The organism is Pseudomonas sp. NFACC16-2 (genome assembly GCF_900119205.1).
GTDB classification, from domain to species: Bacteria; Pseudomonadota; Gammaproteobacteria; order Pseudomonadales; family Pseudomonadaceae; genus Aquipseudomonas; species Aquipseudomonas fluorescens_Q.
This window is the reverse complement of the sequence record NZ_FPIX01000002.1, coordinates 242915-258299: the sequence shown is the minus strand read 5'-3', so window position 1 is coordinate 258299 and position 15385 is coordinate 242915. Positions and strand designations below refer to the sequence as shown.

The 15385-nt window shown below is 62.1% G+C and carries 13 protein-coding genes; 7 read left to right on the top strand and 6 right to left on the bottom strand.

What is annotated here, in order from left to right; translation table 11 throughout:
- The first annotated feature begins 140 nt into the window (after positions 1-140).
- Positions 141-434: a hypothetical protein gene (locus tag BT116_RS04220; protein ID WP_018607618.1), complete on the top strand. Its 294-nt coding sequence runs from the start codon at positions 141-143 to the stop codon at positions 432-434.
- A 132-nt stretch (positions 435-566) separates the two neighbouring features.
- Positions 567-1916, top strand: coding sequence for an MATE family efflux transporter (locus BT116_RS04215; RefSeq protein ID WP_072340291.1), 1350 nt, complete (start codon positions 567-569; stop codon positions 1914-1916).
- Positions 1917-1919: 3 nt separating this feature from the next.
- On the opposite strand, the gene BT116_RS04210 is transcribed toward BT116_RS04215, so the two are convergent.
- From BT116_RS04210 to BT116_RS04185, 6 genes are all read right to left on the bottom strand, one after another.
- Positions 1920-2717 (bottom strand): DUF4123 domain-containing protein, encoded by a 798-nt coding sequence (locus BT116_RS04210; RefSeq protein WP_072340288.1) that lies wholly within the window; start codon positions 2715-2717, stop codon positions 1920-1922.
- Positions 2714-4021 carry a type VI secretion system Vgr family protein gene (locus BT116_RS04205; protein WP_072340285.1) on the bottom strand — a complete coding sequence of 436 codons (1308 nt, stop codon included), beginning with the start codon at positions 4019-4021 and terminating at the stop codon, positions 2714-2716. The genes BT116_RS04210 and BT116_RS04205 overlap by 4 nt, the downstream gene beginning before the upstream one ends.
- Before the next feature lie 427 nt (positions 4022-4448).
- A complete protein-coding gene (gene speA / locus BT116_RS04200; protein WP_014336393.1) occupies positions 4449-6362 on the bottom strand; it encodes an arginine decarboxylase in 1914 nt (637 codons plus the stop codon).
- Positions 6363-6573: 211 nt separating this feature from the next.
- Positions 6574-6945, bottom strand: coding sequence for a translation initiation factor Sui1 (locus tag BT116_RS04195; RefSeq protein ID WP_003197435.1), 372 nt, complete (start codon positions 6943-6945; stop codon positions 6574-6576).
- A gap of 168 nt (positions 6946-7113) precedes the next feature.
- Positions 7114-7671: an NUDIX hydrolase gene (locus BT116_RS04190; RefSeq protein WP_063323109.1), complete on the bottom strand. Its 558-nt coding sequence runs from the start codon at positions 7669-7671 to the stop codon at positions 7114-7116.
- A gap of 3 nt (positions 7672-7674) precedes the next feature.
- The gene (locus BT116_RS04185; protein ID WP_072340282.1) at positions 7675-8742 is read right to left on the bottom strand and encodes a DUF2333 family protein; all 1068 of its coding nucleotides are present in this window, start codon (positions 8740-8742) and stop codon (positions 7675-7677) included.
- Positions 8743-9026: 284 nt separating this feature from the next.
- On the opposite strand from BT116_RS04185, the gene BT116_RS04180 reads away from it, so the two are divergent.
- The 5 genes from BT116_RS04180 to accC all read left to right on the top strand — a co-directional run bounded on the left by BT116_RS04180 (position 9027) and on the right by accC (position 15345).
- Positions 9027-10697: a GGDEF domain-containing response regulator gene (locus BT116_RS04180; protein ID WP_072340280.1), complete on the top strand. Its 1671-nt coding sequence runs from the start codon at positions 9027-9029 to the stop codon at positions 10695-10697.
- Positions 10698-10749: 52 nt separating this feature from the next.
- Positions 10750-12696 (top strand): methyl-accepting chemotaxis protein, encoded by a 1947-nt coding sequence (locus BT116_RS04175; protein ID WP_072340278.1) that lies wholly within the window; start codon positions 10750-10752, stop codon positions 12694-12696.
- A gap of 311 nt (positions 12697-13007) precedes the next feature.
- A complete protein-coding gene (aroQ, locus tag BT116_RS04170) occupies positions 13008-13460 on the top strand; it encodes a type II 3-dehydroquinate dehydratase (protein WP_063323112.1) in 453 nt (150 codons plus the stop codon).
- A 47-nt stretch (positions 13461-13507) separates the two neighbouring features.
- Positions 13508-13972 (top strand): acetyl-CoA carboxylase biotin carboxyl carrier protein, encoded by a 465-nt coding sequence (gene accB / locus BT116_RS04165; RefSeq protein ID WP_003197423.1) that lies wholly within the window; start codon positions 13508-13510, stop codon positions 13970-13972.
- Between the two features lie 17 nt (positions 13973-13989).
- Positions 13990-15345: an acetyl-CoA carboxylase biotin carboxylase subunit gene (accC, locus tag BT116_RS04160; RefSeq protein WP_072340276.1), complete on the top strand. Its 1356-nt coding sequence runs from the start codon at positions 13990-13992 to the stop codon at positions 15343-15345.
- The last annotated feature ends 40 nt before the right edge of the window (positions 15346-15385 follow it).

The following is a 15385-nucleotide window of genomic DNA, read 5'->3' as shown; positions in this document are numbered from 1 at the left end:
TTCAGGGGGATGACCAGGGAAGGCAAGAGTCTCGGTACGAAGCGACAGTTTGCCCCATAATCGAACCAACTCGGCCGCTACAGCTCCTACAATCAGGAGCCAACGGCTCAGCTCAGATCCCCTCCCATCAGGATGCACACATGCAGGCAGAAAGCTTTTTCGAATGGCTCGGCCAGGCGCTCGGTTCGGTGATCCGTTTCATCGTCGACCTGCTCAGCGGTCTCTTCAACACCCTGGCCAATGCCGGCGGCAATTTTGTCGATGGGCTGTCACGTACCCTGGGCATGGACACCTCGATCATCAGCATCATCGCGCTGATCCTCGGGCTGATGCTGCTTTACTCGGCGATCCGCGCCTTCATGCGGGCCTCGATCGTCATGGGCATCATCTGGCTGGTGCTGGGGTTGTGGTTGCTGAGTTGGATCATTCACTAAAGCACCCAGCGATCCCAAGCCGAACACAACCTTGTGGCGAGGGGATTTATCCCCTCGCCACAATGAATCCAAGTTCCGCAGGGAACGATCAGGCGAGAACCCGCTACAATCGCGCTCCATCAAGGAGCCCGCATGTCCAACCTGACCACCGACTGGCGCGACCGCCTTACCCATCGCCGGGTCTGGGCGCTGGCTGCGCCAATGATTCTCTCGAACATTTCCGTACCGCTGGTGGCCTTGGTGGACAGCACCGTCATCGGCCATTTGCCCCATGCCCATCAGTTGGGCGCGGTAGCGGTCGGGGCGAGCTTGTATACGGTGTTGGCGTGGGCCATGGGTTTCCTGCGCATGGGCACCACCGGGTTCGCCGCCCAGGCTGCCGGGCGCGGTGATGGGGCGGCGTTGCGACAAGTGCTGCTGCAAGGGCTGTTGTTGGCGATGGGGTTGGCGGTACTGCTCGGTGCCGTCGGCGTGCCATTGAGCGACGTGGCGCTGCACTTCATGCAGCCGTCCGCCGAGCTCAACCAGTTGACCCGTGACTTCTTCCACACCCGGCTCTTCGGCTTGCCGGCGGCGCTGGCCAGTTATGCGCTGGTGGGCTGGTTCCTCGGTGCCCAGAATGCCCGGGCCCCGCTGGCGATCCTGTTGGTAACCAACCTGATCAACATCGTCCTGAACCTGTGGTTCGTGATCGGCCTGGACTGGGGCGTGACCGGTTCGGCCCGGGCGTCGGTCATTGCCGAGTGGACCGGTGCGCTGGTCGGCCTGGCCCTGGCTCGTCACACACTCCGCGCCTGGCCTGGACAGATTGCCTGGGCCGCCCTGGGGTTATGGCAGAGCTGGCGCCCGCTGCTGGCGGTGAACCGGGACATTTTCATCCGCAGCCTGGCGCTGCAAGCGGTGTTTTTCCTGATCACCGTGCAAGGCGCACGCCTGGGGGATGCGACCGTGGCGGCCAATGCCCTGCTGCTCAACGGCCTGTTGCTGACAGCCCACGCCCTGGACGGCCTGGCCCATGCCGTCGAAGCGCTGTGCGGCCATGCCATTGGCGCGCGAGACCGCCTGGCACTGCGTCGCTCGCTGGTGGTGGCGTGTGGCTGGTCGTTGATCGCAAGCCTGGGCTTTGCACTGCTGTTCCTGCTCGCCGGCCACCTGTTCATCGACATGCAGACCGACATTCCTGACGTGCGCGCCACCGCTTATCACTACCTGCCTTACCTGGCCGCCTTGCCGCTGATTGCGGTCTGGAGTTACTTGCTCGACGGGCTGTTCATTGGCGCCACCCGTGCCCGGGAAATGCGCAACGGCATGCTGTTGACCCTGCTGCTGGTGTTGCCCATCGCCTGGGCGCTGCAAGGGCTGGGCAACCATGGGCTATGGATAACCTTCCTGCTGTTCATGGCCTTGCGCAGCCTGACCCTCGGCGCTTTCGCCTGGCACTTGCAGCGGCACGACCGCTGGCTCGGCGCATCAACCCACTAACGCTCAATCCTGGCCGCCCTGCCAGCGCCGGCGCAGATGCTCGAACCGCTCGCGCTGCGAACCACCCACCAGGCCAGGCCCTGGCCGGGCATCGGGGTATTGCAGGCGCAGCCACAACCAGTCATCGAGCACCGCCCGCTCGGTAAACCCCAGCGTCAGGCCCTGCTGCAAATCCCCCCAGAGCCGCTGGTAATTACATCCGGTGGAGCGGCACCATTGCCAGGCGTGACGCTCCAGCAGGCATCGTTGCAACTGGTCCTGCTGCCGGTCGCTGAGCCCGTGCTCTTTCTCCAGCGCCGCCACTGGCAACCCAGGGTTGGACAGTTGTTGCCAACCCTGGCTGCCGATCGCCCGGTCGGCCCAGGTGCCACCAAACCAACGCAACAAACTGATCGGGCCCAGCCAACAACTGAGTTCTTGAGGGTCGCAACCGTCGAAGAAATAGCTGGCGATGTACGGGTTGTAATAGCTCAACAAAGCTTTGTGGTGCAGACCCAGGGTCACCGTCAGCATGCGCCGCAGATGCGCCAGCAATTGCGCAGCGGGCGATGGGCTGACCAACAACAGCCCCGGCCAGGAACCTGGGTCCAGGTGACAGAGGCTGGCCAGCGCAGGCGAATGGCGCAGATCCACCAACAGCGGACCGTGCTCTCGCAGCCCATGCAGCTCGGTGTTTTCAAACAAGGCAAAGCACCGGGCCTTGGCGAACTGCGCGCGCACAAGCCGCGCAGCGCCAGGCGCACTCGGTACGTCGAGCAGCAGCCATTGCGGCGGTGATCCAGACAGGGCTGCGGCGTTCATCGAGCAACACTCGCGCCGCGCCGCATGAGCATACGGCAGGTGCACAGTGGCTGGGAGCAGGGGCTGAAAGGCCCGCCTTCGGGCAACAAGCACAACAAGACCAGCGGCTCGGCATCCCGGATTGCAGACAGCAGGAGCGGATCGGCAACCGACGGCCCACGCGTTTCGCCTGTGGATGACTCATCCACAATCTCTACTGAGGCAGGCGCATCCAGAAATGCACTGATCATTGGCCGATCCGGATCGCCTTCGATAAAGCTCACCAGCACCTCGGTGCCGTCACTCAAGGCGCCCGTCACGCCTGGGGCCAGTTCGGGCGCCAAAGGCAGCCAGCAATGACTGGGGCTCGCGCCTTCGCCCTGGTAGAGCCAGTCAAACTGCACCGCCACGCGCCCCGCTCCCAGCTCCGACGGCTCGTCCACCGCCACGACCCAGCCACGTTGCCGGCTCACCATGCGCGGTTTTGCCGGGACCTCGCCCGGCACGAACAGCACGCCCCGGGGAATGGCCTTGAAATGATTGCCGTACACCCCCGCCTGTGCGCGGTGCTCGACCTTCGTCAGCAGCCAGCGCCGGTTCCAGTCGGCAAACGGATGGCCCGTCAGCTTCAGCACCTGACCACCGTGCAGGTTCATCACGTCGCTGCGCCCCTGGGCGACCCGCTCCCCCGACACATCGGTTTGCACACTGAAGGACCGCACTGAGGCAATCGGGTCGTCGTCCGCGTAGACCGCCTTACCGGCAGGGGGAAAACTGTGTGGATTATCAGCGAACACCAGGCAATGCCCGTCCCGGGTGTGTTCGAAATGAAAGTGGATACCCGCCTGGGCGCATACGCGCTGCAGGAACTGCAAGTCCGACTCTCGATACTGGGTACAGAAATCCTGCAGTGGATAATCGCCACTCAAATCCAGGCACAGGCTGCGGCCAATGATGTCATGGGCCTTGAGCACCTGGCGAATGATCTGCGGCACCGAGCGGGCGCTGAAAACCCGCTGGCTGAATCGCTGCGCCAGACAGGCCAGCTTCGGCCCGATACGCACCCGGCAGCCGGCGCCATGACTGTGTTGGACCAACTCATGAAGCTGCCCATGAACACCTCGGCCCGGGGCCCCGAAACTCAACCAGACGCTGCGGTACAACAGGCCCGCCAGGTCCAGGTTCGCGTCGCGCAACGACAGTTGCGCTTCATAGACGAAGGGTTCGCTGATCGCTTCGCTACCCGTGAAGGCCACGACGTCAACAGGCTCGGGCAGACCGGCTATCTCCAGACGAAAGGCTGGCTCGCTGGCTGGATCGGACATCGGCGTTTCTCTACAGGAGGGGCGGTCGGGGATTCTCGCCGAGAGCCATGGCCGAGTAGAGGGGCCAAGTACAAGTTAGGAAAGGGACTACACGAAATAAGGACATCGCCGGTTAAATGCACCGACGCGCAGAAATAACGACGGCACAAATGAAAACGCCCTCCGGGACTGTCCGAAAAAACCCGCAGCGCGCGGTGTATTTTCTGACAGCCCTGGAGGGCATTGCCGATCAGTGAAAAAGGTGAGCCCCGCTGTAATCTTGTGGCGAGGGGAGTTATCCCCGCTGGGCTGCGCAGCAGCCCCTAAGCAGCCAACTCAATCTGCCTGACACACCGGTTGTCGGCATTTAGGGCCGCTTCGCGACCCAGCGGGGATGAAGCCCCTCGCCACAAAGGGAGTTCTTTGCTTAGCGAATACTCATGACCCATCAGGAAGACAGATAGGACGAACGCGTCAGCCCCAGGCGCAAGGCATCGAGGAACTGGGTACGTTCGGCGGCGCTGATACGGGCGCTGGCGCACTTGTCGCGGTAGTGAGTCATCAACTCCTCCGGCGACAGGTGCACGTAGCGCAGCATGTCCTCGATAGTATCGTGGGTTTCGATACCGGCGTGGTACACGCTGCCATCGGCGTTCTGGTAGATGTTCACCGAGTCGGTGTCACCGAACAGGTTGTGCATGTCACCAAGGATTTCCTGGTAGGCGCCCACCAGGAAAATGCCCAGCAGATAGTCTTCATCCGGCTTGAGAGCGTGAACCGGCAGGCTGGTCTCGATGCTCTGCTCGTCGACGTACTGCTTGATCTTGCCGTCCGAGTCGCAGGTCAGGTCTTGCAGCACGGCGCGGCGCAGCGGCTCTTCGTCCAGGCGATGCAGCGGCAGGATCGGCAACACCTGGCCGATGGCCCAGGTGTCCGGCAGGCTCTGGAACACCGAGAAGTTGCAGATGTATTTGTCGGCCAACTTGTCGTTGAGCTCATCCAACACCTGGCGGTGCGAGCGCTGGCGCGCCTTCAACGAGTTGTGCAGGCGACGGCACACCGCGAAGTAACACTGCTCGGCCAAGGCTTTTTCCGCCAGGGTCAGCTTGCCGTCGGCATATTGGGTCGCCACGTCGCTCATGTAGTGGGTGGCGCGCCAGTAAGTCTCGGTGACCATCTCGATATCGGTCGGGCCCAGCAGGTCAACCAGCCATTGCACGGTTTCCGGCAGTTCCTGCTTGTTGTCGATCACCGGCACGTCGTCGTTGTGTTTCTCGACGTCGGTCACTTGCACCACCAGCATGGCGTGGTGAGCGGTCAGCGAGCGGCCGCTTTCGGAGAAGATGTTCGGATGCGGCAGGCTCTGGGCATCGCAGAACTCCTTGAGCATGCCGACCACGACACCGGCGTAATCGTCCATGTCGTAGTTGATCGAGCTGGCATTGCGCGAGTGCGTGCCGTCGTAGTCCACGCCCAGGCCACCGCCGACGTCGATGTGATCCACCGGCAGGCCGAGGTTGCGCAGCTCACCGTAGTAACGGATCGCTTCCTTGAAGCCATGCTGGTAGTCCGCCAGGTTGGCGATCTGCGAACCCATGTGGAAGTGCAGCAGGCGAATGCCCTGGTCCAGGCCGGCAGCACGGAAACGCTCGACCACCGACAGCAGTTGCGCGGCCGACAAACCGAACTTGGACTTCTCGCCACCGGTATCGGCCCACTTGCTCGACGCCAGGGACGACAGGCGCACGCGCAAGCCGACCTGCGGCTTGACCTTGAGCGTTGCGGCCTCTTCGATCACCAGGCCGACTTCGGACTCTTTCTCGATGACGATGAAGACGTTGTGACCGAGCTTCTGGCCCATCAGCGCCAGACGGATGAATTCGCGGTCCTTGTAGCCGTTGCAGACGATGGTCCCGCCCTTCGGCGCCAGGGCCAGGACCGCCAGCAGCTCCGGCTTGGAACCGGCTTCCAGGCCGATGGAAACGTTCTGGGTGGCGATGATGTTCTCGATCACCGCTTCCTGCTGGTTGACCTTGATCGGATAGAGCGCGGTGTACTTGCTCTGGTATTCCAGGCGCGCGATGTTGCTGTCGAAGGCGCCGGTGAGCTGGCGCACACGGTCTTGCAGGATGTCGGGGAAGCGCACCAGCAAGGGCAGTGACAGGCCGCTCTGGCGCAACTGGTCGACTTGCTCGAACAGGTCGATGGGCGAGCTGTCGGGACCGTTCGGACGGACTTCGACGCGACCGGCTTCATTGATCGCGAAATACCCGGCCCCCCAATGGCGAATCCCGTAAACACTGCGGCTGTCCGCAACTGTCCATTGGCTGCCATCGTCTTTGCGTGTGCGTCGTACGGACATCGAAGTCCCCTATAAAGAAGTCAAAATGCACCATCCGGTCGGAGGCTGGGGCAGTCTAGAGAGTGAAAATGACGAATTGCCTGTTAGCAAGGTAGACCCTGCTCCCAGCGATGAGTTTAGAAACCCGTTCAGAACAGGCTCTGTGAAAACCATGCGGGCGACCTCGAACGTTGGATTCGGGTCAAGCCGAGGGTGGTTTTCACAGAGGCTGCTAGCCGCCGGATTTCTTTGCCTTGAAGCCGTGCTTGACCAGTTCCGCCAGCAGCAGCTCGACGTGATCGCCCTGGATCTCGATGATGCCGTCTTTCAACGCACCACCGGTGCCACAGCGTTTCTTCAACGTGGTGGCCAGCTCCTTGAGCGCGTCTTCGGCCAACGGCACGCCAGTGATCGTGGTCACCGTCTTGCCGCCGCGCCCTTTGCTTTCACGGCGCACGCGCGCTATGCCGTCACCGGCAGGGATGGCGGTCTGTTTGCAGATGCAGGCATCCACCGGCTGACGGCAATCAGGACAATGACGACCGGCGTCGGTAGAAAATACCAGGCCGCCCAGGGCGGCGAAGGATGCGGCTTTTTTGGCCACCGGCAATCCTCTCGGGAGGACAAAGACTGGTCGAGGGGGAATGTGCCTCGACCGCGAAACCCCACTCAGGCAGGGGCAGCGCTACTGGACCGCAGACGCGGTTCAGCTTGAAAAGTCGCGCAGTGTAACGGCAAAAAGCCGACTTGCTAAGGGCCAATCAGCGCCAATTTATAGCTTCTTTGCGACGCTGCCGCCATGGACCCGCAAATAGCGTTCAAGCGCCGCCAGAGAGTCCGGGCAGTAAGGCTTGCGCTGGATTTCATCAAGCACCTGCTCGAGGGGCAGGAAACGCGCTTCGAGGACTTCTTCGGGCTGCAGGACCAACGGGCCGTCCCATACCGCCGAGAACGCCGAGCACCACAGGCGACTGCCAGGGTCTTCGAAATAAAAATGGTCGTGTGCGGTCAGTTCCACGCCGCTCACGCCCAGCTCTTCCGCCAGTTCACGGGCAGCCGATTCGGCGTAGGTCTCATCGGCCTGCACCATGCCGCCCGCCGCCACGTCCCAGAAACCAGGGTAGATGGCCTTGCTCAGGGTGCGCCGATGAACACACAGCTCACCGGACGAATTGAACAGCATGATGTAGGTGCCGCGTCCGATCAGGCCACGCTCGCGCAGCTCTGAACGCACCAGGCTGCCGAGCAGGTTGTCCTGCTCATCGACCCACGCAATCAGCTCGGCATCCGAGGCCACTCGATGGGCGACCTCCCGGGGGCTTTCGCTCATGAATCAACCCTGGTTCAGCAGTTGCCGCAAGTCGATGACCGCTGCGTTGGCCCGGGAAATGTAGTTGGCCATGACCAGCGAGTGGTTCGCCAATACACCGAAGCCGCTGCCGTTGAGGATCATCGGGCTCCAGACCGGTTCCTGGGACGCTTCCAGTTCACGGATGATCTGCCGCACGCTGACCGTGGCGTTCTTTTTCGCCAGGACATCGGCGAAGTCCACTTCGATGGCGCGCAGCAGGTGCGACAACGCCCATGCCTGGCCACGGGCCTCATAGAACACGTTATCGATTTGCAGCCACGGGGTCTCGACCACCTCTTCATCCACCTGCGGCACCTGGCCCGGGGCCGGGACTTCGGTTTTCAGCGAGGTGTTGAGCTTGACCCGGCCAACGCTGGCCGACAGACGCTGGGACAACGAACCCAGGCGAGTGCCGACATCCCCGAGCCAGTTGTTCAGGTTGTCGGCGCGGGCGTAGAACAGTGCGCTTTTCTGGTTTGGGTCGGACAGACGCGCCTGATAGCGGCTCAGGGAATTGATGCCTTCCTGGTATTCAGATTCGCTGGAGGGCAGTACCCAACTGCGGTTGTCGAAGTTGAAGCGCGGTTCGGCCTTGGCCAGGTCGGCGTCCTCGGCGGACTGGGACTGGGAACGGGCGAAGTCCTTGCGCAGGGCACGGCTCAGGTCGCGGACCTGCACCAGCACGCCGTATTCCCAGCTCGGCATGTTGTCCATCCACAGGCCAGGTGGGAAGCGGTCGTTGGAGATGTAGCCACCCGGCTTGCTCAGCAGGGTCCCGGCCACCGTCTTGAGCGTCTCGACCGTGGTGTAGCCCACCACCATCTGCCGGCCATCTTTCTCGGCCGCGGCCTGGGCGTTCTGCTGCACAGGGAACAGCGCGGGCTCCTGGCTCCAATACCAGCCGACGGCAATGGTCACCAGCAGGTAAAGGCCGATCAGCGTCGCCAGTGCGCGGCTGAAAAAAAGCCCACCCAGGTAGCTGCGGGTGTCCGACTTCGGCTCGGCGGCACGTTCAGGCGCGCTGCCCGCGCGGTTTTTCCAGTCCAGCATGGTGATATCCCTTCAATCACTTGAGTTCTCGGTTCGACCACAACCCTACGCCATCGTGCCTGATTTGAAACGCAATAATGCGGCGCCCATCATGCCGGGCGCGACAGGGCAATCGAACAGCACTATAAAGGAAGCGTTGCCATCGGCCTACGAGACCGGTCAGTCACAAACTGAATTTCGCGACTGGACAGAATATTGACGTATGACACTCATGCAGAGGAAAAGAGGTGCTAGCATAGAGCCACCAGTCGATCTCAGCATGCACCCTAACTAGTAGTCAGGATATGACCGAGCCAGAAGACCCCAGCCGTGAGCGCCTCAAGCACCACTTTGCCCAGCGGGTAATTCATCAGGCTCGTCAGATCCTGGAGATTTGGCAGCGCCTGCAACGCAGTGAGTGGTCAAGCACCGACCTGTCGGAGCTCAGCGAAGCCAACCTGCGCCTGCTGCGCTTTGCCGAGCGCTTCGAACAGCCCGAACACTCCCAGTTGGCCCAAGGCATCAGCCAGTCGCTGCAAGCGGTGGACGCCAATCGTGGGCGCCTGAGCAGCCACCTGATCACCGAAATCAACCGCTTGATGCAGCGCTTGTCGCGTACCGGCCTGCGCCATGGCGACCAACTCGAACAAACCTTCCTGCCGCCGCTGCGCAAACCCATCTACGTGTTGCTGCAAGACCATGACCGCGCCGAGCGCCTGGCCAAGCAGTTGGAGTTCTTCGGCCTCGGCGCCCAGGCGCTGGACAGCGTCGCGGGGTTCCGCGCCTCCATGCTCGAGCGCCTGCCGGCGGCGATTGTCATGGATGTGGATTTCAGCGGACCCGGCGCGGGCCTGAAACTGGCCGCCGAAGCCCAGGAAGGCCTGGAGCAACCGCTGCCGCTGTTGTTCTTCAGTTTGTTGGAAACCGACACGCCGACACGCCTGGCCGCGGTGCGCGCTGGTGGGCAGGAGTTTCTCACCGGCACCCTCGAAGCCTCGAGCCTGCTGGAAAAGATCGAAGTGCTGACCTGCGTTGCCCAGTACGATCCGTACAAAGTGCTGATCATCGATGACTCCCGTGCCCAGGCCATGCATACCGAACGCTTGCTCAATAGCGCCGGCATCATCACCCGCACGCTGATCGAGCCGATCCAGGCCATGGCCGAACTCGCGGACTTCCAGCCCGACCTGATCATTCTCGACATGTACATGCCGGCCTGCACCGGCACGGAACTGGCCAAGGTGATACGTCACAACGACCGCTACGTCAGCGTGCCGATCATCTACCTGTCCGCCGAAGACGACCTGGACAAGCAACTCGATGCCATGAGCGAAGGTGGCGACGACTTCCTGACCAAACCGATCAAGCCCCGGCACCTGATCACCACGGTGCGCAACCGTGCCGCCCGGGCGCGCAACCTCAAGGCGCGGATGGTGCGCGACAGCCTCACCGGCCTGTACAACCACACCCATATCCTGCAACTGCTCGAGGATTGCAGCTTTCGCGCTCGTCGCGAAGGCAAGCCCCTGAGCTTTGCCATGCTCGATATCGACCATTTCAAACGGGTCAATGACAGCCACGGCCACCCCATGGGCGACCGGGTGATCAAGAGCCTGGCGCTGTTTCTCAAGCAACGCCTGCGCAAGACCGACTTCATCGGCCGTTACGGCGGCGAAGAGTTCGCCATCGTCATGCCCGACACCGACATCGACGCCGCCTGCAAAGTGCTGGATGAAATTCGCCAGCGCTTTGCCGAAATCCACTATCCGGCCCAGCCCAAAGATTTGTGGTGCACCTTCAGCGCCGGCGTGGTGGAGATGAGCGAGGACTCCGACAGCCTGATGATGGCCAGCCAGGCGGACGAAGCGCTGTATCGCGCCAAGCATGCCGGGCGCAACCGGATACAGAGCGCCCGCCAATCAAAGCAAAGTGCCACCTTTTCATCGGAATCGACCGATTCGGTCATAAACCTGTAACGCAAACGCAATAACTTCAGGCACTTACGATTCTGCCCCTGGTAGACACTTGATGCGCCTGAAGCTGCTGACCAATCTCAATACCCTTCTTTTAGTTGCCGTGTGCCTCGGCCTCGGCGCCACGCTGTGGTGGTCGCAGATTGCCCTGGAGCGCCCCTATCTGCTGATGGAGCGCTACCTGGGCCTGTCGCGACAATTCCAGGGCGAAGTGGCGCGCAACATCGAGGACTATCTGGCCAGCGGCGATGCCCTGCGCTTGAGCACCGCCACCCAGGCGCTGGAAACCCTGCAAAAAGACCTGGATCAATTTCCCCCGGAACTGGCCAAGGCCCTGCGCCCGAGCCTGGCGAACCTCGACAGCTTTAGCAAGACCGATCTGCTGGCCGCCGGCAAACTGGCCGGTGATCCACAGGCCTTGCTGCTACAGGCCGAACGAGAGTTGAGCGCCAGCCTCGATCAACTGGCCCAATACGCCAATGGCGCCCCGGCCTACTTGCCCCCGCTGTTTGCCGCGTCGCAGCACCTGGGCCGCCTATCCCTCACGCGGGACAAACTGGTCAGCAGTGGCCGCAGCGAATTGGCCGCCGACGTCGAGCGGGAACTGGCCAGCATCCGTGTGGAGGCCGAACGCCTCGACAGCCTGCCGCTGCTGGGCGTCACCGCCAGCAGCGAATCAGGCAGCGATGATTTCGCCGCGCTGATGGGTTTGCAAACCCAGGAAAAAACCGCCGCCGACGACGCTGGCATCGCCCTCAAACGCGAACTCAACAGCCTGCTCGGTCGTTACCCGGCAGAATTGGCCCGCACCCGTGAACTGATCCAGAAACGCACCGAACTGAGCAGCGCCACGCACCTGAAGATCGCCGATGTGCAACAGGCGATCGATACCATGGAGCCTGCGGTTCGCGCCCAGCATGGGCAGATTCAAGGAGAGGTTCGCGTGATCCAGGGCGTGATGATTGGCCTGATCCTGCTGATCGCCCTGCTCATCGACACCTTGCAGCGACGCCTGGCGCGGACCTTGACGCACCTGGCGCCAGCCCTGTCGACCTGGGCCGAAGGCGACTTCAGCCGGGACATCCGCGTGGGCGCCAGCAACCGCGAACTGCAAGACATCGAAGCGTCGCTCAATCGCCTGCGGGCTTATCTGGTGGATCTGGTGGGCACCATTCGCCTGAATGCCGAACAGGTCGCCGGCAGCAGCCGTGCCCTGGCCGAGTTGAGTGGCGAGCTACACGGCGGCGCCGAGGATCAGGCCAGCGACACGGCGCTGATCCGCGACTCCCTCAGCGAACTGGAAGCGACCATCCAGCAGGTGGCCGGCGATGCCAGCCAGGCCGCAGACGCCAGCCGCAGCGCCGGGCATGCCGTGGAGCAGGGGCAGAAGGTCATTGGCCTGAGCCTCACCGGCCTGCATGCGCTGGTGGGCGAAGTGCAAGGCAACGCGCAGATGATCGAACAACTGGCCGAGGAATCGGCCACCATCGGCGGTGTGCTGACGGTGATTCGCTCGATTGCCGACCAGACCAACCTGCTGGCCCTCAACGCCGCCATCGAAGCGGCCCGCGCCGGGGAAATGGGCCGGGGTTTTGCCGTGGTGGCCGAGGAAGTCCGCTCCCTGGCCCAACGCACGGCCGGTGCCACCGCCGAAATCCAGACACTGATCGCCCGTCTGCAACAGGCCGCACGCCAATCGGTGGACGGCATGCGCGCCCAGGTCGAACACGCCGAAGCCACCGCCAACCAGGCACAAGCCGCCGACGGCGCGCTGGATGAGATTGTCGGCGCCATCCAGACCATCGCCGACACGGCGGTACGCATCGCCGATGTCACCGCCCAACAAAGCGGCGCCGTCAGCGAAATCCGCGACCACAGCGAGCGGATTCACCAACTGGGCGGCGACAACCTGCTGCGCATCGGCCAGGGCCGGGAACAGGGTGACAACCTGCTGGTGCTGGGCGGACGTTTGCACACCGCCGTGCAGGCATTTCGGGTTTAGCGCCACAGACTGCATGAAACACTGTGGGCGAGCTTGCTCGCGATAGCGGTGGGTCAACTTGCGTCGATGCTGGATGTGCCGCCCGCCATCGCGAGCAAGCTCGCTCCCACATTGATTCGAGGGGACCCTGGAATTGATGCTCCCACGGGGTGCGGTTTACAACCGTATGACCGGATCAGAGACCTGGGTCACAAATTTCGCGCAAACATCGGTCATCGTGCTGGCTATTGCAGAGAACTGGACAGTCACAAAGGCTTTGCGGCATAGTCGCCAGGTTCTGATACCTGCTCACAGATAACAAGGAACAGCAGATGGCGACCCTATTGGTCCTGCACGGACCCAACCTGAACCTGCTGGGCACCCGTGAACCGGGCGTCTATGGCGCCGTGACACTGGCCCAGATCAACCAGGACCTCGAACAGCGGGCCCGCGCCGCCGGCCATCATTTGCTCTATCTGCAAAGCAACGCCGAATATGAATTGATCGACCGTATCCATGCCGCGCGTGGCGAAGGCGTGGACTTCATTTTGATCAATCCAGCAGCTTTTACACACACAAGCGTCGCATTACGTGACGCGCTGCTGGCGGTGAGCATCCCATTCATCGAAGTGCATTTGTCTAACGTGCACAAACGCGAACCTTTCCGCCATCACTCTTACTTCTCCGATGTAGCGGTGGGAGTGATCTGCGGCCTTGGCGCCAGCGGTTACCGACTGGCCCTGGAGGCCGCTCTAGAGCAGCTTGAAAGACAGGCGACAGCTTGAAAACAAGCGTTAAACGCCCCTGACCGACCCTTGGGAGTTGATGATTCATGGATATCCGTAAAGTTAAGAAATTGATCGAATTGCTGGAAGAGTCCGGCATCGACGAGCTTGAGATCAAGGAAGGCGAAGAGTCCGTACGCATCAGCCGCCACAGCAAGACCCCGGCCCAGCAGTTCTATGCACCGGCACCGATGCATGCGCCAGCCGCCGCGCCTGCTCCAGCAGCAGCGCCGGTTGCCGCAGCCGCGCCCGCCGCACCGGCTGCGCCAGCGCTCAACGGCACTGTTGCCCGTTCGCCAATGGTGGGCACGTTCTATCGCAAGTCTTCGCCATCCTCGCCGTCCTTCGTTGAAGTCGGCCAGACCGTGAAGAAAGGCGACACCCTGTGCATCGTCGAAGCCATGAAGATGATGAACCACATCGAAGCTGAAACCAGCGGTGTGATCGAGTCCATCCTCGTCGAAGACGGCCAGCCGGTTGAGTACGACCAACCGCTGTTCACCATCGTTTGAACCGCGGAGAGCCTTTGATGACTGCGAAGTTGGAAAAAGTTCTGATCGCTAACCGCGGTGAGATCGCCCTGCGGATTCTGCGTGCCTGCAAAGAGATGGGCATCAAGACCGTCGCCGTTTACTCCAAGGCCGACAAAGAACTGATGCACCTGGGCCTGGCAGACGAATCCGTCTGCATCGGTCCGGCGTCGGCTGCGCACTCCTACCTGCACATCCCGGCGATCATCGCCGCTGCCGAGGTGACCGGCGCCACCGCCATACACCCTGGCTACGGCTTCCTGGCGGAAAACGCCGACTTCGCCGAACAGGTCGAAAATTCCGGTTTTGCCTTCATTGGCCCGAAAGCCGACACCATCCGCCTGATGGGCGACAAGGTCTCGGCCAAGCACGCCATGATCGCTGCGGGCGTGCCAACCGTTCCGGGTTCCGACGGCCCGCTGCCTGAAGATGAAGAAACCGCTTTGCGCATCGGTCGCGAAGTTGGTTATCCGGTGATCATCAAGGCCGCTGGCGGCGGCGGTGGTCGTGGCATGCGCGTGGTACACAAGGAAGAAGACCTGATTTCCTCGGCGAAACTGACCCGCTCCGAAGCGGGCGCAGCGTTTGGCAACCCGATGGTCTACCTGGAAAAATTCCTGACCAACCCACGCCACGTCGAAGTCCAGGTGCTGTCCGACGGGCAGGGCCATGCGATCCATCTGGGCGACCGCGATTGCTCGCTGCAACGTCGTCACCAGAAAGTCCTCGAAGAAGCGCCGGCACCGGGCATCGACGAGCAGGCTCGCGAGGAAGTCCTGGCGCGTTGCGTCAAGGCCTGCATTGACATCGGCTATCGCGGCGCCGGTACCTTCGAGTTCCTGTACGAGAACGGTCGTTTCTACTTCATCGAAATGAACACCCGTGTTCAGGTGGAGCACCCGGTTTCGGAAATGGTCACGGGTATCGACATCGTCAAGGAGATGCTCAGCATCGCCGCCGGCAACAAGCTGTCGTTTACCCAGGATGACGTGGTCATCCGCGGTCACGCACTGGAATGCCGGATCAACGCCGAAGACCCGAAAACCTTCATGCCAAGCCCAGGCACGGTCAAGCATTTCCATGCCCCGGGCGGCAATGGCGTTCGCGTCGATTCGCACCTGTACAGCGGTTATGCCGTTCCGCCGAACTACGATTCGTTGATCGGCAAGCTGATCACCTACGGGGCGACCCGCGAAGAAGCCATGGCGCGCATGCGCAATGCGCTGGACGAAATCGTCGTGGACGGGATCAAGACCAACATCCCGCTGCACCGCGACCTGGTCCGTGACGAAGGCTTCTGCAAAGGCGGCGTCAACATCCATTACCTGGAACACAAGCTGGGCAACCAGCACTGATGTTTCAAGTGATGTAAAAGAGACCCCGGTCATTGGCCGG

What these genes read in the sequence shown, in the direction of transcription:
- BT116_RS04190 (WP_063323109.1), bottom strand. Translation starts at nt 7,671, where the DNA reads ATGAGCGAAAGCCCCCGGGAGGTCGCCCATCGAGTGGCCTCGGATGCC.
- accC (WP_072340276.1), top strand. Translation starts at nt 13,990, where the DNA reads ATGACTGCGAAGTTGGAAAAAGTTCTGATCGCTAACCGCGGTGAGATC.
- BT116_RS04215 (WP_072340291.1), top strand. Translation starts at nt 567, where the DNA reads ATGTCCAACCTGACCACCGACTGGCGCGACCGCCTTACCCATCGCCGG.
- BT116_RS04210 (WP_072340288.1), bottom strand. Translation starts at nt 2,717, where the DNA reads ATGAACGCCGCAGCCCTGTCTGGATCACCGCCGCAATGGCTGCTGCTC.
- accB (WP_003197423.1), top strand. Translation starts at nt 13,508, where the DNA reads ATGGATATCCGTAAAGTTAAGAAATTGATCGAATTGCTGGAAGAGTCC.
- BT116_RS04180 (WP_072340280.1), top strand. Translation starts at nt 9,027, where the DNA reads ATGACCGAGCCAGAAGACCCCAGCCGTGAGCGCCTCAAGCACCACTTT.
- BT116_RS04220 (WP_018607618.1), top strand. Translation starts at nt 141, where the DNA reads ATGCAGGCAGAAAGCTTTTTCGAATGGCTCGGCCAGGCGCTCGGTTCG.
- aroQ (WP_063323112.1), top strand. Translation starts at nt 13,008, where the DNA reads ATGGCGACCCTATTGGTCCTGCACGGACCCAACCTGAACCTGCTGGGC.
- BT116_RS04205 (WP_072340285.1), bottom strand. Translation starts at nt 4,021, where the DNA reads ATGTCCGATCCAGCCAGCGAGCCAGCCTTTCGTCTGGAGATAGCCGGT.
- speA (WP_014336393.1), bottom strand. Translation starts at nt 6,362, where the DNA reads ATGTCCGTACGACGCACACGCAAAGACGATGGCAGCCAATGGACAGTT.
- BT116_RS04175 (WP_072340278.1), top strand. Translation starts at nt 10,750, where the DNA reads ATGCGCCTGAAGCTGCTGACCAATCTCAATACCCTTCTTTTAGTTGCC.
- BT116_RS04185 (WP_072340282.1), bottom strand. Translation starts at nt 8,742, where the DNA reads ATGCTGGACTGGAAAAACCGCGCGGGCAGCGCGCCTGAACGTGCCGCC.